Origin of the sequence: Streptomyces sp. NPDC052114, from assembly GCF_040680155.1 — a bacterium.
Lineage (GTDB): Bacteria > Actinomycetota > Actinomycetes > Streptomycetales > Streptomycetaceae > Streptomyces.
In genome coordinates this window covers 327026-344090 of the sequence record NZ_JBFAWC010000007.1, presented here as the reverse complement: position 1 = coordinate 344090, position 17065 = coordinate 327026, and the positions used below count along the sequence as shown (strand labels likewise).

Annotated in this window: 16 protein-coding genes, 1 tRNA gene and 1 other RNA gene; 11 read left to right on the top strand and 7 right to left on the bottom strand. The window is 74.0% G+C overall.

Annotation, left to right across the window (positions count from 1 at the left end):
* Positions 1 to 14: 14 nt before the first annotated feature.
* On the bottom strand, positions 15 to 2282 hold the full coding sequence (locus tag AB0L89_RS18345) for a DNA polymerase III subunit gamma and tau (protein ID WP_365141907.1): 2268 nt from the start codon (positions 2280 to 2282) through the stop codon (positions 15 to 17).
* A 44-nt stretch (positions 2283 to 2326) separates the two neighbouring features.
* An RNA gene (ffs, locus tag AB0L89_RS18340) (signal recognition particle sRNA small type) lies at positions 2327 to 2425 on the bottom strand.
* Positions 2426 to 2556: 131 nt separating this feature from the next.
* On the opposite strand from ffs, the gene AB0L89_RS18335 reads away from it, so the two are divergent.
* From AB0L89_RS18335 to AB0L89_RS18320, 4 genes are all read left to right on the top strand, one after another.
* Positions 2557 to 2641 (top strand) — tRNA-Ser (locus AB0L89_RS18335).
* Positions 2642 to 2745: 104 nt separating this feature from the next.
* Positions 2746 to 3453, top strand: coding sequence for a hypothetical protein (locus AB0L89_RS18330; RefSeq protein ID WP_365141905.1), 708 nt, complete (start codon positions 2746 to 2748; stop codon positions 3451 to 3453).
* 48 nt (positions 3454 to 3501) lie between these two features.
* Positions 3502 to 4293 (top strand): ankyrin repeat domain-containing protein, encoded by a 792-nt coding sequence (locus AB0L89_RS18325; protein WP_365141903.1) that lies wholly within the window; start codon positions 3502 to 3504, stop codon positions 4291 to 4293.
* Between the two features lie 357 nt (positions 4294 to 4650).
* Positions 4651 to 5388 (top strand): sensor domain-containing protein, encoded by a 738-nt coding sequence (locus tag AB0L89_RS18320; RefSeq protein ID WP_365141901.1) that lies wholly within the window; start codon positions 4651 to 4653, stop codon positions 5386 to 5388.
* Positions 5389 to 5405: 17 nt separating this feature from the next.
* Here the strand turns inward: AB0L89_RS18320 and AB0L89_RS18315 are convergent, their stop codons facing one another.
* Positions 5406 to 6380, bottom strand: coding sequence for a DMT family transporter (locus AB0L89_RS18315; RefSeq protein WP_365141899.1), 975 nt, complete (start codon positions 6378 to 6380; stop codon positions 5406 to 5408).
* Between the two features lie 149 nt (positions 6381 to 6529).
* Between AB0L89_RS18315 and AB0L89_RS18310 the strand changes: the two genes are divergently transcribed.
* Entirely contained in the window at positions 6530 to 7441 is a 912-nt protein-coding gene (locus tag AB0L89_RS18310) for a LysR family transcriptional regulator (protein ID WP_365141897.1), read from the top strand.
* On the opposite strand, the gene AB0L89_RS18305 is transcribed toward AB0L89_RS18310, so the two are convergent.
* Positions 7372 to 7974: a GNAT family N-acetyltransferase gene (locus tag AB0L89_RS18305; RefSeq protein ID WP_365141895.1), complete on the bottom strand. Its 603-nt coding sequence runs from the start codon at positions 7972 to 7974 to the stop codon at positions 7372 to 7374. The two genes, AB0L89_RS18310 and AB0L89_RS18305, sit on opposite strands and share 70 nt — an antisense overlap.
* A 124-nt stretch (positions 7975 to 8098) precedes the next feature.
* Entirely contained in the window at positions 8099 to 8968 is an 870-nt protein-coding gene (locus tag AB0L89_RS18300) for a PrsW family intramembrane metalloprotease (protein WP_365141893.1), read from the bottom strand.
* A gap of 223 nt (positions 8969 to 9191) precedes the next feature.
* Here AB0L89_RS18300 and AB0L89_RS18295 point away from each other — a divergent pair, with 223 nt between their 5' ends.
* A complete protein-coding gene (locus tag AB0L89_RS18295) occupies positions 9192 to 10412 on the top strand; it encodes a cation:proton antiporter (protein WP_365141891.1) in 1221 nt (406 codons plus the stop codon).
* 40 nt (positions 10413 to 10452) lie between these two features.
* Here AB0L89_RS18295 and AB0L89_RS18290 read toward each other — a convergent pair whose 3' ends face one another.
* Positions 10453 to 12054, bottom strand: coding sequence for an ABC-F family ATP-binding cassette domain-containing protein (locus AB0L89_RS18290; RefSeq protein ID WP_365141889.1), 1602 nt, complete (start codon positions 12052 to 12054; stop codon positions 10453 to 10455).
* Between the two features lie 165 nt (positions 12055 to 12219).
* Here AB0L89_RS18290 and AB0L89_RS18285 point away from each other — a divergent pair, with 165 nt between their 5' ends.
* The 3 genes from AB0L89_RS18285 (at position 12220) to AB0L89_RS18275 (ending at position 14037) form a co-directional block, all read left to right on the top strand.
* Positions 12220 to 12804, top strand: a complete 585-nt coding sequence (locus tag AB0L89_RS18285; protein ID WP_365141887.1) for an HhH-GPD-type base excision DNA repair protein — start codon at positions 12220 to 12222, stop codon at positions 12802 to 12804.
* A 658-nt stretch (positions 12805 to 13462) separates the two neighbouring features.
* The gene (locus tag AB0L89_RS18280) at positions 13463 to 13816 is read left to right on the top strand and encodes a hypothetical protein (protein ID WP_365141884.1); all 354 of its coding nucleotides are present in this window, start codon (positions 13463 to 13465) and stop codon (positions 13814 to 13816) included.
* A gap of 62 nt (positions 13817 to 13878) precedes the next feature.
* Positions 13879 to 14037 carry a hypothetical protein gene (locus AB0L89_RS18275; protein WP_365141881.1) on the top strand — a complete coding sequence of 53 codons (159 nt, stop codon included), beginning with the start codon at positions 13879 to 13881 and terminating at the stop codon, positions 14035 to 14037.
* 21 nt (positions 14038 to 14058) lie between these two features.
* Here AB0L89_RS18275 and AB0L89_RS18270 read toward each other — a convergent pair whose 3' ends face one another.
* Positions 14059 to 15846: a helicase HerA-like domain-containing protein gene (locus AB0L89_RS18270; protein WP_365142032.1), complete on the bottom strand. Its 1788-nt coding sequence runs from the start codon at positions 15844 to 15846 to the stop codon at positions 14059 to 14061.
* Between the two features lie 138 nt (positions 15847 to 15984).
* Between AB0L89_RS18270 and AB0L89_RS18265 the strand changes: the two genes are divergently transcribed.
* On the top strand, positions 15985 to 16281 hold the full coding sequence (locus AB0L89_RS18265; protein ID WP_003955420.1) for a type II toxin-antitoxin system VapB family antitoxin: 297 nt from the start codon (positions 15985 to 15987) through the stop codon (positions 16279 to 16281).
* Between the two features lie 119 nt (positions 16282 to 16400).
* The gene (locus AB0L89_RS18260) at positions 16401 to 17060 is read left to right on the top strand and encodes a LytR C-terminal domain-containing protein (protein ID WP_365141878.1); all 660 of its coding nucleotides are present in this window, start codon (positions 16401 to 16403) and stop codon (positions 17058 to 17060) included.
* The last annotated feature ends 5 nt before the right edge of the window (positions 17061 to 17065 follow it).

Sequence of the window (17065 nt, the reverse complement as noted above, 5' to 3'; positions counted from 1 at the left end):
GCGCTGCCCGCCCCCTACTCGTTCGGGTACTCGTCCACCACCGTCGCGCCCAGTTCTCTCATGATCAGGTCGTGGCCCGAGAGTGCCGATTCGACCAGGTCCGGGTCGTCGTCCTCCGGGGTGTCGTCCTCGGGGGCCACGTGCTCCGGGGCGGGGGCGGACCGGGGGGCCGGGGCGGGGTCCGGGGCCGGCGGGGGCGGGGCCTGGGGGGACGGGGCCGGGGTCGGCGCGGGCTGCGGAGGGGCGACGGGGCGCGGCGGCGCCACTGGGGCGCCGCCGAAGTTGCCCGCGGCCGGCGGAGGCGCGGAGCCGCCCGACGGGTCGACGATCGCCTCGACCTTCCACTGCACGCCGAACTGCTCGGACAGCGCCTGCCGCAGCACGTCCTCGCTGCCGCTGCTCGCGAAGTTGTCCCGCGCTCCCGCGTTGACGAAGCCGAGTTGGACGGTCGTCCCGTCGAAGCCCGCCACCTGGGCGTTCTGGCTGAGCAGGATCCAGGTGAAGCGGCGGCGGTTCTTCACCGCCTCCAGGATGTTCGGCCACAGGGTGCGCGGGTCGGGGCCGCCCGCGGGCGCCGCGGCCATCGGGGCGGGGGCCTGCGCGGCCGGGGCGGACGGGGCCGGGGCCTGCGGCGGGGCGGACTGCGGGGCCGGGGCCCCGCTCCCCGCGGACGCCGCCGTGGGCCAGCCGCCCGGTCGCGGCGCCGCCGCCTCCGGAGCGGAGGGCGCGGGGGCGGGCGCGGGCGTCGAGGCGCCGCTGCCCGGGGCCGAAGCCGTCGGCCAGCCGCCGGGACGCCGCTCACCGGCCGGAGCGGCGGGAGCGGCAGGGGCGACGGGAGCCGCCGGGGCGGGAGCAGGAGTGGGGGCCGGGGCAGGCGTCGCGGGCGGAGCCTGCGGGGTCTGCGGAGCCTGCGGCTCCGGAGCCTGGGCGCCCTGCGGAGCCCCGGAGCCCCGCACCGCCGCGCGCGCGGCGGCAGGCCCACCCCCGGGCGGAACCGGCGGACCCTGCGGAACCGACGGACCCGGCGCGGGCATGGCGACGCCGGGCTGCTGCACGCCCGCGTGGGCCTCGGGCCCCGGGACGTACCCCATCGCGGGGCCCTGGCCGCCGCCCGGCATGAAGTTCCCGCCGCGCTCCAGGCGGTCGAGGCGGGCCATGACCGAGCGCTCGTCGTCGTACGCCGCGGGGAGCAGCACGCGCGCGCAGATCAGCTCCAGCTGGAGCCGCGGCGAGGTGGCGCCGCGCATCTCCGTCAGGCCCTCGTTGACGAGGTCGGCCGCGCGGCTCAGTTCGGCGCCTCCGAAGACGCCCGCCTGGGCCTGCATCCGCTCGACGACGTCGGCGGGGGCGTCGATGAGCCCCTTCTCGGCCGCGTCCGGCACGGCCGCGAGGATCACCAGGTCGCGCAGCCGCTCCAGGAGGTCGGCGACGAAGCGCCGCGGGTCGTTGCCCCCCTCGATGACGCGGTCCACGACCTCGAAGGCCGCGGCGCCGTCCCCGGAGGCGAAGGCCTCGACCACGGAGTCGAGCAGCGAGCCGTCCGTGTACCCGAGGAGGGACGTCGCCATGGCGTATGTCACACCCTCATCGCCCGCGCCGGCGAGGAGCTGGTCCATGACGGACATGGAGTCACGCACGGACCCCGCGCCCGCGCGCACGACCAGCGGGAACACCCCGTCCTCGACGGTCATGGCCTCGTGGCCGCAGACCTCGGCGAGGTAGTCCCGGAGCGTGCCGGGGGGCACGAGCCGGAAGGGGTAGTGGTGCGTACGCGAACGGATCGTGCCGATGACCTTCTCGGGCTCGGTCGTCGCGAAGATGAACTTGAGGTGCTCCGGAGGCTCCTCGACCACCTTCAGGAGGGCGTTGAAGCCCGCCGAGGTGACCATGTGGGCCTCGTCGATGATGTAGATCTTGTACCGGCTCGACGCCGGGCCGAAGAAGGCCTTCTCGCGCAGGTCACGGGCGTCGTCCACGCCACCGTGCGACGCGGCGTCGATCTCGATGACGTCGATCGAACCCGGGCCGTTCCTCGCCAGGTCGCGGCAGGACTGGCACTCGCCGCAGGGCGTGGGAGTGGGACCCTGCTCACAGTTGAGACAGCGGGCCAGGATGCGCGCGCTCGTCGTCTTGCCGCAGCCGCGCGGGCCGCTGAACAGATATGCGTGATTGACCCGGTTGTTCCGCAGCGCCTGCTGCAGCGGGTCGGTTACATGCTCCTGCCCGATGACCTCGGCGAACGACTCCGGGCGATAGCGGCGGTACAGCGCGAGAGACGACACGCATACGAGGTTATAGGCGACCACTGACAACCCGGACCGCCCCAACGCAAAGCGCCCCTCACGCACCCGCCAGAGCCGACCTACCCTTGCTGCCTTCCGGCCCTGGGGGAGTTCAGTCAGATAGCGCCACGTGAGGGGCTGACGCCCACCCTAGCGGATCCGTGGGGGCGGAAGCGACGCCGGGAGGAACCGTTCCGACCTCGGGAAGCCGTCGGGAGGTCCCCGATCGGATCGTGTTCGCGAGCACCCTCCAACGTCTTGTATTGTTTGCGGCGGAGGATTCGCCTAGTGGCCTAGGGCGCACGCTTGGAAAGCGTGTTGGGGGCAACCCCTCACGAGTTCGAATCTCGTATCCTCCGCACTCGCCCGCAAGGGCAGTTGAAGGCCCCAACCGTTCGCGGTTGGGGCCTTCGACGTTCTCCGCCCCGCAAAGGTGGCGGTCCGGGAAGAGGATGGACAGCTGGTGTCGCTGGTGTCGCGACTGGCCCGCCGGGGCCTGGACGGGCTGCTGCGCGAGTGGCGGACCGTCGTCGCGGAGCCGTGCCGCGGGCTGTGGGAGCGCGGGCCCCTGGGCATCGCGCTGGCCCTCTTCGCCGCCGTCGCCGTGATCGGGCTGCACGAGTTCCAGCAGACCGCCCTCGGGGCCGATGTGCTGCGCGTGCTCAGCGAGGTGCGGGCCGACCAGCCGCTGTGGCTGTCGCTGCTGCGTACGCCCGTCTCGATGTTCGTGCCCGCCGTGGATCTGTCGGCGTGGGGCGGACTGCCGCGGCTGATCCTGGCGTTCGCGCTCGCCGAGCTGGTCTTCGGGCGCGTGCGCGCGCTGGTGGTGGCCTACGCCGCCACGCTGGCCGGCACGCTCGGCGCACGCGTGCTGATCGCCCTCGGGCCCGACCGGCTCGGGCTGCCCGCCGAGGCCGCGCACGCGGTGGACACCGGTGCCTCCGCCGCCATAGTCGGGCTCTTCGCGTACACGGCCGTGGCGCTGCGGGCGCCCGTGCTCTACGTCGCCGCCGTCGTCCCCACGGTCGCCGGTTCGATCGCCGAGCCCAACCTCGCGGGCCGCGAGCACCTGATCGCCGTGGCCGTCGCGATGGTTCTCGGTGCCGTCCTGCACCGGACCCGGCGGACGGTCCCGGGCGGCGCGGGCCCGGCCGTTGTCAGTGGCCCCTGACAGACTCGGAGGCAGTCGATCAGGCCGCTGCCGATCAGGAGGTCGGGCATGGACGTTCTCGACGCGCGTGATCCGCTGGCCGTCGCCGTGACCGCGGCGATCCGCGCCGGTGACGTCCCCGCGCTGCGCGCACTGCTCGGCGCGCATCCGGGGCTCGCCGCCGCCGGGATCCGGCAGGAGGGCGAGGCGGCGGGCACGCGCTCGCTCCTGCACATCGCCACGGACTGGCCGGGGCACTTCCCCGCGGCGCCCGAGACCATCGCCGTGCTGGTCGCGGCGGGCGCGGACCCCGGCGCCCGGTTCGTCGGGGCGCATGCGGAGACCCCCTTGCACTGGGCCGCGAGCAACGACGACGTGGCCGCGCTCGACGCCCTGCTCGCGGCGGGCGCGGACATCGAGGCGGACGGCGCCGTCATCGGGGGCGGCACCCCGCTGGCGGACGCGCGCGGGTTCGGGCAGTGGCGGGCGGCGCGGCGGCTGCTGGAGCACGGGGCGCGGACGACGCTGCAGGACGCGGCGACGCTGGGCCTCCTCGACCGCGTCGAGGCCGCCTTCGGAGCCCCCTCGGGGGCTGCCTCGGGGGCCGCCGTCGAGGCCTCCTCCGAGGCCTCGGCCGCGACGGGCCCGCCGGACGCCGAGGACATCGGCAGCGCCTTCTGGGGTGCCTGCCACGGCGGACAGTTGGCCACCGCGCGGTATCTGCTCGCGCAGGGCGCCGAGGTGGACCGGGTCGGGTACGACGGCATGACGCCGCTGGACATCGCCGTCGCGGCGGGCGCCGAGGACGTCGCCGCGTGGCTGCGCGGTCTGGGGGCGCGGCCCCGGGCCGAGCAGGAGTGAGCGGCCCGGTGCCGGAGAGGCGGGAGCCGGCGTGAGCGGCCCGGTGCCGGAGAGGCGGGAGCCGGCGTGAGCGGCCCGGTGCCAGAGAGGCGGGAGCCGGCGTGAGCGGCCCGGTGCCAGAGAGGGGAGAGTCGGCGTGAGCGGACCCGTTCCGCACTCCGCCGCCAGGGCCGCCCGGACGTCGCCCACCGGCGGCGGCGATCCGCGCCTGCGGGCCGCCCCAGGGCGGCAGGGGGCCTAGCACCACCCCCAAGACACCACGTCGCCGTATGCCGTGGGGCCCGCGTTTTCGCGACCGTGGAGGACATCAGCAGAGCACGTCCCCACCCTCCCCACCGCGACGATTCGAGGCCCACGATGAGCATCGACACCGGCACCCTGACGTACGCCCCTTCCGCGCCCACCGCGGCGCCCGGTCCGGCGGCCTCGCGGGCCCGCGCCGAGCGGGAGCGGCGGCCCGGCTTCTGGCGAGCGCCCTTCGCCCGGGTCACCTTCCGGGAGATCGGCCACGTGCTGACCTCGCTGCCCGTCGCCATCGCCGGGTTCGTCCTCGCCGTCACGATGCTCTCGCTCGGCGCGGGGCTGCTCGTCACGGTCGTCGGACTGCCCGTCCTCGCCGCGGCGCTCATGGCGGCGCGGGGCCTCGGTGCCGCCGAGCGGGCGCGGGCCCGCGCGGGGCTCGGGCTCAACGTCGCCGGTCCCGGAGCACTCGCCGTACCGCGGGGCGCGGGCCGGTGGGGCGGGGTCAGGGCCCGGCTCACGGACCGGGCGGGCTGGAAGGCGCTCCTGTTCCAGCTGGTGATGTTCCCCTGGCGCGTGCTGAGCTTCGTCCTGACGGTGACGTTCCTGGTCACCGGCTGGGTGGTCGCGCTCTTCCCGACGTACTCCTGGGTCTTCCACCGCTACGTCGGGTGGCCCGGCTACCGGATCTACGACTTCACGTCCGGCGGCGAGCGGCACCAGTACTACATCACCTCGCCGCTCCAGGTCGCGGCGGTCGGCCTCGTCGGTGCCGTCATCGTCCTGCTCACCCCGAAGCTGGTCCGCGCCCTGACGAACGTCGAGCGCGCGGCGGTCCGTTCGCTGCTCGGCTGAGAAGCGAACGGCGACCGCTAGGGAGTCGTCGAGGCGGAACGGCCCGTCAGGAGCCCGTTCCGCCTCTCCTTTTGGCGTTCCGGCGCGTCCTTCACGTCCTTCACGTCCTTCACGTCCTTGCGGCGCCGTGTCAGGCCCACCCCCACGAGGACCACCGCCATGCCCGCCACGACCCGCGGGCCGACCTCCTCGCCGAGGACCAGCGCGCCGAGCGCGAGGGAGACCACCGGCAGCAGATAGCCGACGGTGGCGGCCGCGGTGGGTCCTTCGTCGGCGATGAGGCGGGAGTTGAGGTGGAAGGTGACGCCCGTGCCGAGCGTGCCGAGGACGACGACCGCGACGATGCCCAGGAGCGTCGGCGACGAGCCGCCCGGGGGCGCGGCGGGCAGCGCGAGCGTGGTCAGGCCGGTCGCGGTGAGCAGCTGGGCGGCGGAGAGCGCGAGGGGCGCGCCGTCGCGGCCGATGAGGTGGCGGGCCATGTAGGCGAAGGCGACGGCGTAGCTGACGGCGGCGGCGAGCAGCGCCAGGGCGCCCCAACTGACCAGCCCCGTCTGCTGCCAGGGCGCGAAGATCAGCAGCGTGCCCGCGAAGCCGAGCAGCAGGCCGGTCAGGCGGAGGGGGCCGAGGCGGCGTTCGGTGCGCAGCATCAGGCCGATGGCCAGGGACCACAGCGGGGTCGTCGCGTTCAGGGCGCCCGCGACGCCCGAGTCGACGGTCTGCTGGCCGAGGCCGAACAGGAAGAACGGCAGGGTGTTGCAGAACAGGGCGGCCACGACGAGGCGCCCCCAGGTCCCCCGGTCACGCGGCAGCCGCTGGCCGGCCGAGCGGGCGAGGACGAACAGGACGGCGGCGCCGAGCGCGCACCGCACGATCGTGAGGTGCAGGGGCGCGATGCCGCCCTCCAGGGCGAGCTTGATCCACAGGAAGCCGGACCCCCACAGCAGGGCGAGGACGGCGATGCGGACGAGAGGGGTGCGGGGACCGCCGGACACGGCTGACCTCCTGCTTCTGGACGGGGCGGGTGGTGGCTCACCAGTACGGTCCCGTGCACCCCACTCTTAAGACAAGCGAAAAGATCTGGATCCAGAATTAAGCAGCAGTGAACGCAGACAGCGGGCACGGCGTGCCGCACACTGGGGCCATGCTTGACATGCGGCGCATGCAGATCCTGCGGGCGGTGGTCACCAGCGGCTCGGTCACCGCGGCGGCCCGGAACCTCGGCTACACCCCCTCGGCCGTCAGCCAGCAGATGGCCGCGCTGGAGAAGGAGGCGGGCATCGCGCTCCTGGAGCGGAACGGGCGCGGGGTCCGCCCCACGGACGCGGGCCGGATGCTCACCGAGTACGCGACCGCCATCGGCCGGCACGCCGCCGAGGCGGAGACCGCGCTCGCCGAGCTGCGGGCGGGCCGTACGGGACGCGTCTCGATGCGGTACTTCGCCACGGCGGGCGCGCCCCTGGTGGCGCCCGCGATCGCCGAGCTGCGGCGCGAGCAGCCCGGCGTACAAGTGGAGTTGAAGCTCTTCGACCCGGACGACCCGGTGCCGGAGGTGAAGGCGCGGCGGGCCGATCTGGCGCTGGTGGTGCGCCCGCGCGAGGGCGCCGCGGTGGACGGGATCCGGTTCGCGCACCTGCTGGACGACCGCTACCGCGCGGTGCTCCCGCAGGGGCACCGGCTCGCCGGGCGGCCGGTGATCGACCTGACCGAACTCGCCGAGGAGCCGTGGATCGCGGGCGAGACGCCGGGGCCGTGCCTCGACCCGGTGCTCGACGCGTGCGCCGCCGCGGGCTTCACCCCGGACTTCGCGGTGGAGAGCGGCGACTACGCCACCGCACAGGGCTTCGTCGCCGCCGGTCTCGGCGTCAGCCTGGTGCCCGAGCTCGGCCTCCACGCCGGGCACCGCCCCGACGTGGTCGTACGGGAGGTCAGGGGCCCCGAGCCGGTCAGGTCGATCCACGCGGCGGTGCGGGGCGGGGCACCGGTTCAGCCGGCGGTGCGGGGGCTGCTGGCGGCGCTGCGGGCGGCCGCGGCGCGGTCGTCGGGGGCCGCGTAGCAGCGCAGGGCGACCCGCTGGCCGGGCCGCCACTCCTGCTCGACGACGTCCAGCAGCCGCCAGTCCAGGCGTTCGTAGAGGGCGGCGGCCGAGGCGTCGGAGGAGACGACGTCCAGGACCGGGTGCAGGCCGCGCGAGCGGGCCTCCCGCGCCACGCGGCCCATCAGGAGCGCGCCGATGCCGTGACCGCGCGCGTCCGGCGCGACGAAGAGCCGGCCGACGACGGCCGCCGCGTCGACGCCGACGCCCGCGCGCTCGGCCCACAGGGCGGGCGCCGCGTCCCCCGCGCCGGGGCGGAACAGCCCGACGTGACCGACGACCCGCCCGTCGAGCTCGGCCACCCAGGCCCCGTACCCGTCGCCGCCGTCCAGCCAATCGCCGGGCCGGTCGGGCCAGTTGACGGGGTATCCGTCGGTCCGGTGCACCTGGGCGAGCACCCCGATGCACGCCTCCGTGTCACGCTCCGCCGCACGCTCCCGCACCCGGAGAACGGGATGCCCATCGGCCGCGTCGGCGGCACGGTCTCGTCTCATCGGAGCATGGAAGCACAGCGGTACGGCGCGAGCGGGGGTTACCGCACGACTCGGGTGCGGGCGGGCGGAGCCGGTACGCGCAACGGCACCTCGGAGACCCGACTCGGAGACGCCCCTCGGAGACCTACCGCAGCGACGCCCCGCGCCGCCCGCGGGCCAGCGACAGGAGCCATGCCACGCCGACCAGGGAGACCAGCACCATGCCGCCCACCGAGAAGAGGGTGAACAGGTGCTTCTGTTCGGCCGTGGGTTCGGGGATGTAGCCCTGGGCGAAGAGCGAGCGGTCCAGTCCCGTACTCGTGATCTTGATGACGAGCCAGACCGCGATCCCGTGCATCGAGTCCCACAGCGCGTGCAGCAGCGCGACGCCGAGATACGTGGCGACGACGGCCCCCGGGAAGCGGAAGCGCCCGCCCGGCTCCCGGAACGCGAGCAGGACGCCGCCCGCGATCGCCGTCCACAGGCCGTGGCCGAAGGGGGCGAGGAGGCCGCGCAGGATCTCGGTCTCCAGCAGGGACCGCAGATCGAGCCCGTCCAGGCTCAGTACGGCGTTGAAGGCGTACCCGGAGCTCTCGAACGCGGCGAAGCCGAACCCCACCGCGGCGCCGAGCACCAGCCCGGCCCGCAGCCCCCGCACCTGCCGGAAGCGCCGCAGGACGAGCATGAGCGCGGCGAGCTTGACGGCCTCCTCGATGAGCCCGACGCCCACGAAGATCCACACCGAGGGGTGCAGCAGGTAGTACTCCATGACGGACGCGCCGAGCACGCCCAGCACACCGCCCACCACGAAGCAGTTGAGCAGCACGCTCAGGCCGAGGTCGCGGCCGTACCGCTCGTAGGCCCACAGGACGAAGACGCCGGGGACCAGGAAGCTGCCGAGCAGGATCAGCGTGGGCAGCAGGTTGGTGTTCTTGGTGGCGTACGTGATGACGGCGGTCAGGAGCCACAGGCCGAGCCCGCCCCACAGGCACCGCTTCCACAGGCCGGGCGTCATCCGCGGAGCACCGCCGCCGTCGCCCCGGCCGAGGCCGTCCCCCTGACCGAAACCGGGGTCCCGACCGAAACCGGGGTCCCGGCCGGGACCACCGTCCCGACCCGGGCCACCGCCCTGCACCGGATTCTGACCCAGACTCACCGGAACCCCTTCCAGCCCGTCCTCACGGCATCCGTCGACCTGCCTCAACGGTTTCGCCCGACTTTATGCTAAATAGTCTCTTATGTCGCAGCCGGGGACCCTCATCCTGATCATGGCCATCGCGGTCCTCGCCCCGCTTCTCGCGCACGGGCTCGGCCGCAGGCTCCCCGTCCCCCTGGTCATCTTCGAGATCGTCCTCGGCATCGTGATCGGCCCCGACGTCCTCGGTCTCGCCCACCACGACGCGACCATCGACACCCTGTCCGACCTGGGCCTTTCGATGCTGATCTTTCTCGCCGGGTACGAGATCGAGTTCGCGACGGTCCGCGGCGACACCCTGCGCCGATCGGTGTGGGCCTGGCTGGCCGCGCTCGCCCTGGGCCTCGGCATCGCCTTCGCGCTGAACGGCGGCGCGGTCACCAAGAGCTTCGTCATCGGCACGGCGCTCACCAGCACGGCGCTCGGCACGGTCCTGCCGATCCTGCGCGACTCCGGGGACCTCAAGGGCCGCTTCGGCACGGTGATGATGGCGTTCGGCGCGGTCGGCGAGTTCGGGCCGATCATCGCGATGACGGTGCTCCTGAGCAGCAGCGGCCACCCGGGCGAGTCCACGGCGCTGCTCGCCGCCTTCGCCGCGGTCACGGCGGCCGCGGTGTTCTGGGCGCTGCGCCCGCGCCGCCCGTGGTTCGCCGACGTCATCGCCAAGACCCTGCACAGCAGCGCCCAGTTCGCGGTGCGCTTCGTGATGCTGCTCCTCGCGGCGATGCTCGGTCTCTCGCACGCCTTCGGGCTCGACACGCTCCTCGGCGCCTTCGCGGCGGGCCTGCTCACCCGGCTCGTCCTGCAGGGCGCGGCCCCCGAGAGCAGCGAGGTCGTCCTCGGCAAGATCGAGGCGATGGGGTTCGGCTTCCTGGTCCCGGTGTTCTTCATCGTGACGGGCATCGACTTCGACCTGAAGGCGCTGCTGGACGGGGGCCGCGCCCTGCTCCTGCTCCCGGTGTTCCTGCTCCTCTTCCTCGTCGTGCGCGGCCTGCCCGTGTACGTACTCGCCCCGCGCGACCTGGACCGCACCGACCGCACCGCGCTGATGCTGTACAACGCGACGGCGCTGCCGCTGGTCGTCGCGATCACGACGATCGGCCTGGACGAGAAGGCGCTGACGGCGGGCGAGGCGGCGGCGCTGGTCGGGGCGGGCATGGTGTCGGTCCTGGTCTTCCCGCTCCTCGCGCTGCGGCTGCGTGCGAGGAACGGGAGCGGGGTGACCGCGCCGGAGCGGCCGGTGCACCGCACCGAGTCGTGGTGACCGGCCCGGCAGGGGCCCGGCCGGGCCACCGGGGCCGGCCTCAGGCCAGCCCGACCAGCCCCCGGTAGTCGGGGCTCCACAGGTCCTCCGTGCCGTCCGGGAGCAGCAGCACCCGGTCGGGCCGCAGCGCGTCGATCGCGCCCTCGTCGTGCGTGACCATCACGACGGCTCCCGGGTACGTGCCCACGGCGGCCAGCACCTCGTCCCTGGACGCCGGGTCGAGGTTGTTGGTGGGCTCGTCCAGGAGCAGGACGTTGGCGCCGGAGTGGACGAGACCGGCCAGCGCCAGCCGCGTCTTCTCGCCGCCGGAGAGCACCCCGGCGGGCTTGTCGACGTCGTCGCCGCGGAACAGGAAGGCCCCGAGGACGCCCCGCACCTCGCCGTCGGTCAGCTGCGGCGCCGCGGCGGCGAGGTTCTCCCGTACGGTCCGCGCGCCGTCCAGGGTGTCGTGCTCCTGCGCGAAGTACCCGAGCCGCAGGCCGGGCCCGGCGACGACCCGTCCGCCGTCCGGGAGTTCGCGCCCGGCCAGCAGCTTGAGCAGGGTCGTCTTCCCGGCGCCGTTGAGCCCGAGGACGACCAGTCGGCTGCCCCGGTCGACGGCCAGGTCGACGTCCGTGAGCACGCGATGGGAGCCGTACGCCTTGGTGAGACCGACGGCGCCGAGCGGCATCCGGCCGCACGGCGCGGGCTCGGGCAGCCGGATCCGCGCCACCTTCTCGCGCCGCCGCACCGGTTCGGCGCCCGCGAGCAGCCGGTCGGCGCGGCGCTCCATGTTCTTCGCGGCGGTGGCCGTGGCGACGTGGGAGCGCATCTTGTCGGCCTGGGCGCGCAGCGAGGCCGCCTTGCGCTCGGCGTTGGCGCGCTCGCGGGCCCGGCGCCGCTCGTCCGCGGATCGCTGCGCGAGGTAGGTCCGCCAGCCGGTGTTGTGCACGTCGAGCGCGGCGCGTACCGGATCGAGGTGGAAGACGCGGTTGACGGTGTCGGCGAGGAGGCCGGTGTCGTGGCTGATCAGCACGAGGCCGCCCGGATACCCGGTGAGATAGCCGCGCAGCCAGCCCACCGAGTCGGCGTCGAGGTGGTTGGTCGGCTCGTCGAGGAGCAGGGTCTCGTGCCGCGAGAACAGGATCCGGGCGAGCTCGACGCGGCGCCGCTGGCCGCCGGAGAGCGCGCCGACGGGCTGGTGCAGCGCCCGCTCGGGCAGCCCGAGCCCGGCGGCGACGCGCGCGGCCTCGGCCTCCGCCGCGTAGCCGCCGCGCGCCTGGAACCGGTCGTCCGCGCGGGCGTAGGCGGCCATGGCGCGCTCCTGCGCGGCCGGTCCCTGGGCGCGGGCCATGGCGGTCTCGGCGGTACGCAGCGCCGCGACCGCCTCGTCCAGGCCGCGGGCCGACAGGATGCGGTCGGTGACGGTGACGGCGGGGTCGGCGGCGCCGGGGTCCTGGGCGAGGTGGCCGACGGAGCCGGAGCGGGTGACGGTGCCCTCGGCGGGGGCCGACCCGCCCGCGAGGATCTTCATCAGGGTGGTCTTGCCGGCGCCGTTGCGGCCGACCAGGCCGACGCGGTCGCCGGGGGCGATGTGGAAGGTGACGCCGGACAGGAGGAGGCGGGCGCCGACGCGCACGTCGGCACCTCGTACGGTGATCATGGGATGACGCTCCGCAATAGCGAATGGACACACGGGTGGCGTGGAGGCGTGTGTCCTGGCTAGGAAATGCGGGGCGTAGACATGGGACCGAGGGTACGGGCGCGGGTCCGCGGCGCGCACCCGCATTTCTGGCGGCGGCTCCCGGGGCGGGGGATCATCGGTTCCATGGACGTCACCCTTCACCTCGCGCAGCAGCCGGAGGCCGACGAGCTCCTGGGCCGCAGTCCGCTGGCCGCGCTGGTCGGCATGCTGCTGGACCAGCAGGTCCCCATGGAGTGGGCGTTCGCGGGGCCGCGGACGATCGCCACGCGGCTGGGGGCGGACGATCTCGACGCCCATGAGATCGCCGCGTACGATCCCGAGGCCTTTGCCTCGGTGCTCTCCACGAAGCCGGCGGTGCACCGGTATCCCGGGTCCATGGCCAAGCGGATCCAGCAGCTGTGCCAGTACCTCGTGGACCACTACGACGGTGACCCCACCGGGGTCTGGCGGGACGCGTCCTCCGGGGCGGAGCTGTTGCGGCGGCTGACCGAGCTGCCGGGCTTCGGCAAGCAGAAGTCGCAGATCTTCCTGGCGTTGCTGGGGAAGCAGATGGGGGTGCGGCCTGCCGGGTGGCGGGAGGCGGCGGGGGACTACGGGGCGGCGAAGTCGTACCGGTCCGTGGCGGACATCACGGGGCCGGAGTCTCTTCAGAAGGTACGGGCGTACAAACAGTCGCAGAAAGCCGCGGCGAAGGCTTCGCCGAAGTAGCGGGGCCGGGGCGGGTGCCTCCGCCCCGCCTCCCCGGCCCCGTGGCTGACGCCCGCCTGCGCCGGGCTTGGAGCCGCCTTCACCACTGCCCGGCACGGTCCGGCTGCGCCGGGCTTGGGCCACGGTCATCGCCGCCCGGCACGGTCCGGCTGCGCCGGGGCTGGAGCCACCTTCGTCGCCGCCCGGCACCGTCCGCTTCCCGGCGCTCCGCGCCGGGCCTTCCCCACCCACCCACCCGTTCACCCCGCACCGCCCTGCGGGTCCGGCTGCGCCGGGGCGGGTGCCTCCTTGATCGCTGCCCGGCACCGGGGGCTGTGCCCACCCGTTCCGCCCTGCGGAACGCCTGCCCACAGCAGGAGCGGCGCGGTCCTGCCCGCCGCAGCACCGGCACAACGGCCCCCACCGGTCGGCAGGCGCCCTACGGCCTGAGGGGACGTGGGGGTATGTGCGAACGGAGCACCGAGCCAGCAATAGCGCCTTTGTCCGTTGGGCGGGGCGCAGGGATGGCGAGTACGCACATACCCCCGCGGCCCCGCCCCACAGACGGACCCAAGGCGACCCGCACGAGGCGCACCGTCCAAGGCGCCCCGCCCGAACCCGTAGTCCATGAGGGCGGTTCTCCGTGTCTCGTGGGCAATATGGCCGTTCAGGTGGGGACATGCCCCCCATGCGCCCCGGCACCCGACACCCCCGCCACCTCCCGTGGCCCCGGGCGCTGCTCGCGCTTCTCGTTCTCCTCGCCGCCACCCTCGCCCTCACCGGCCTCACGGCACCCGCCGCACCCCCGCCCCCGGTCACCCTCTCCACGGAGGCCGGCAGCGGCAGCGAGGCGCAGCAGGACGCCACCGACGCCGCGCTCCGTCTCCCGGCCCGGCACGCCGCCACCCGGCGCCCGGACACCCCGGGCCTCCCGAGCGCTCCCCCGGCGACGGGCACCCGCGCCGACAGCCCGCCCCCGCGCCACCTCCGCCCCCACGTCCCCACCCCCCGCTCGGTGGTCCTCCGCTGCTGACAGGTCCGGCCACAGAAGACAAGGAGCAGAGCAAGAACACGAACCAGCAGCAAGGACAGCCCATGCCCATCGACCCGTACGCGGCCCTGCACGCCCTCCTGCGCGCGGAAGCCGTACGCACAGCGCCCCACGAGGACCAGGCCGGGAACCAGGACCAGAAGCACGGCCAGGGCTTCAGCGGCGAGACGAAGCCCGAGGCGCGCCCCGACCAGGACGACTGACAGCCGGCCCGGCGCAGCCGATCAGCGTCTGCGCCGGGCCGTCCCGAACACCGACCGCGAGATCTCCCGCCCGATCTGCGTCCCCATGGACCGCAGCAGCGACTTGAACATCCCGCTCCCCACCACCTGGTCCACCACCGACGCATCCCCCTGCGGCTTCGCCCGCGCCCCGGCCCGCGCCTCCGCCCGCGCCGCCTTCTCCGCCTCCGCGGCCTCCGCCTCGGCCTGCTTGCGGGCCGTCGTCTCCGCCTCCTGGGCGGTCAGCTTCTCGTACGCGGACTCGCGGTCGACCGCGTCCGCGTACCTCCCGTACAGCAGGGACCCCCGCACGGCCTGTTCGAGGACGCCCGCCTCCACCGGCCCCATCAGCGACTCCGGCGCCCGCAGCCGCGTCGCCGCGACCGGCGTCGGCGCGCCCTTCTCGCTCAGCACGGTGATCACGGCCTCGCCGGTGCCGATGCCGGTGAGGACCTCCTCCAGGTCGTACGCCGAGTTCGGGAACGTACGGACCGTCGCCTTCAGCGCCTTCTGGTCCTCCGGCGTGAACGCCCGCAGCGCGTGCTGCACCCGGTTGCCCAGCTGCGCGAGCACGTCCGCCGGCACGTCCTTCGGCGTCTGCGTCACGAAGAAGATGCCCACGCCCTTGGAGCGGATGAGCCGGACGGTCTGCGTGATCGCCTCCAGGAAGGCCTTGGAGGCGCCGTTGAAGAGCAGGTGCGCCTCGTCGAAGAAGAAGACGAGCTTCGGCTTCTCCAGGTCGCCGACCTCCGGCAGGTCGGTGTAGAGGTCGGCCAGCAGCCACATCAGGAACGTCGAGAAGAGCTGCGGCTTGTCCTGGACCTCGGGCAGCTCCAGGACGGACACCGTGCCGCGCCCGTCCGTCGCCGTCCGCAGGAACTCGCTCGTGTCGAACTCCGGCTCCCCGAAGAAGTCCGCCATGCCCTGCGCCTCGAAGGCGGTCAGGGCCCGCAGGATGACGCCCGCGGTGACCGTGGAGAGGCCGCCGATGCCCTTGAGCTCCGGCTTTCCCTCGTCCGACGTCAGGAAGGTGACGACGGCCCGCAGGTCCTTCAGGTCGACGAGTTCGAGCCCTTTCTGGTCGGCGTAGTGGAAGATCAGCCCGAGGGACTGCTCCTGGGTCTGGTTGAGCTGGAGCACCTTCGAGAGCAGGACGGGCCCGAAGCTGGTGATGGTGGCCCGCACCGGCGTGCCCGTGCCGATGCCCCCGAGCGCGTAGAACTCGGAGGGGAACCCGGTCGCCTCCCACCGCTGCCCCACCTCCGCGGCGCGCTGGGCGACCTTGTCGCCCGCCTCGCCGGGGGCCGAGATGCCGGAGACGTCGCCCTTGATGTCCGCGAGGAACACGGGCACGCCCTGCGCGGCCAGCTGTTCGGCGATGAGCTGAAGGGTCTTGGTCTTGCCCGTGCCGGTGGCCCCGGCGACGAGGCCGTGGCGGTTGAGCATGGTCAGCGGGATGCGGATCTGGGCGTCGGCGTAGCACTGCCCGCCCCACATCAGGGCGCCCAGATCGAGGGCGGGCCCGGTGAAGGCGTACCCGGCGGCGATCTCCACGGCCTCCTGCGGCAGCGCACCGGCACCACCACCGGCACCACCACTCCCCTCGGCACCCCCCTCGGCTTCCGCCGCACCGGCTTCCGCCCCACCGGCTTCCGCCGCACCGGCACTCACCGCACCGGCACCCGCGGAATCAGCCGCCCCAGCGTCCCCGGAACCTTCGCTTCCATCCGTCACCCCGGCGACCGCCACTGACTCGTTCGGGCGGTTCGCGCTTCCGGACATGGACGGCATCGGCTGGCTCTCGCTCACTTCGGCCCCTGTTCCCGGCTGGCGTGTTTCCGGTTTGCCCCGATTTCCGGCGGCATTTCCCAGGGTCGCACTCCGTCGCCATGGCTGCGCCCGGAGAGCCTCGCCCGGTAGGCTTTCCGTGTGATCTTCAAGCGCATCGGAAACGGCCGACCGTACCCCGACCACGGCCGGGAAAGCACCCGGCAGTGGGCGGATGTCGCGCCGCGCCCGGTCCGCCTCGATCAGCTCGTGACGACCAAGGGGCAGCTCGACCTGGAGACCCTGCTCGCCGAGGACTCGACGTTCTACGGCGACCTCTTCGCGCACGTCGTGAAGTGGCAGGGCGACCTCTACCTGGAAGACGGTCTGCACCGGGCGGTCCGCGCCGCGCTGCAACAGCGCCAGGTGCTCCACGCGCGCGTGCTCGAACTGGGCTGACGCCCCCGCTCCCCCGCCCGACCGGGCCCCGGGGCCGCATTGGCCCTTTTGGGTTGGACTGCGCGCCGAGCAATGATCATTTAGTAGGAATCGCCGCCGCACGGCACTACGCTGCGCCCATGAGCATGCTCACTCCCCCCGGCATGGGCGGAAAGTACCGCATCACGGGGGACAAATATCCGCGCATGCGCCGCCCCCGCGGGCGCCGCAGGATCGTGCTCGCGGTCACCGCGTCCGCCGCGGCCGTGGGCCTGATCGGCTGGGGCACACTGCAGCTCATCGACGTGTTCACGGGCGGCGACAAGGCCTCGGCGGCGAGTCCGGCCGCCCCGGACTGCGACCGCAAACCGGGGGCCTCCGGGCAGACCTCGTCCGCGAAGCCGAAGCCGCTGCCCAGGCCCGGCCAGATCACCGTCAACGTCTTCAACGCCACGCCGCGCGGCGGCCTGGCCAAGGACACCGCCGACGAGCTCAAGAAGCGCGGCTTCACCATCGGCAAGGTGGGCAACGCGACGAAGGCGTACGACAAGAAGGTCAAGGGCACCGGCATACTGCTCGGCCCCGCCGCGGCCACCGGCACCGCGTTCCCGGTCCTCGGCACCCAGCTCGCGGGCGCCGAGCAGAAGACCGACGGCCGCAAGGGCGGCGTGGTGGACCTCATCCTCGGCGACAAGTTCAAGGATCTGGCCAAAAAAGAGGACGCCGACAAGGCCCTGGCAAAACTCGCCGAGCCCCGGTCGACGCCCACCGCGTCGGACGAGAACAAGAAGAACTGCTAGACCCG

Coding starts and splice junctions, on each gene's coding strand:
- AB0L89_RS18325 (WP_365141903.1), top strand. CDS start 3,502: ATGGACGTTCTCGACGCGCGTGATCCGCTGGCCGTCGCCGTGACCGCG.
- AB0L89_RS18320 (WP_365141901.1), top strand. CDS start 4,651: ATGAGCATCGACACCGGCACCCTGACGTACGCCCCTTCCGCGCCCACC.
- AB0L89_RS18310 (WP_365141897.1), top strand. CDS start 6,530: ATGCTTGACATGCGGCGCATGCAGATCCTGCGGGCGGTGGTCACCAGC.
- AB0L89_RS18305 (WP_365141895.1), bottom strand. CDS start 7,974: ATGAGACGAGACCGTGCCGCCGACGCGGCCGATGGGCATCCCGTTCTC.
- AB0L89_RS18300 (WP_365141893.1), bottom strand. CDS start 8,968: ATGACGCCCGGCCTGTGGAAGCGGTGCCTGTGGGGCGGGCTCGGCCTG.
- AB0L89_RS18295 (WP_365141891.1), top strand. CDS start 9,192: ATGTCGCAGCCGGGGACCCTCATCCTGATCATGGCCATCGCGGTCCTC.
- AB0L89_RS18290 (WP_365141889.1), bottom strand. CDS start 12,054: ATGATCACCGTACGAGGTGCCGACGTGCGCGTCGGCGCCCGCCTCCTC.
- AB0L89_RS18285 (WP_365141887.1), top strand. CDS start 12,220: ATGGACGTCACCCTTCACCTCGCGCAGCAGCCGGAGGCCGACGAGCTC.
- AB0L89_RS18280 (WP_365141884.1), top strand. CDS start 13,463: ATGCCCCCCATGCGCCCCGGCACCCGACACCCCCGCCACCTCCCGTGG.
- AB0L89_RS18275 (WP_365141881.1), top strand. CDS start 13,879: ATGCCCATCGACCCGTACGCGGCCCTGCACGCCCTCCTGCGCGCGGAA.
- AB0L89_RS18270 (WP_365142032.1), bottom strand. CDS start 15,846: ATGCCGTCCATGTCCGGAAGCGCGAACCGCCCGAACGAGTCAGTGGCG.
- AB0L89_RS18260 (WP_365141878.1), top strand. CDS start 16,401: ATGAGCATGCTCACTCCCCCCGGCATGGGCGGAAAGTACCGCATCACG.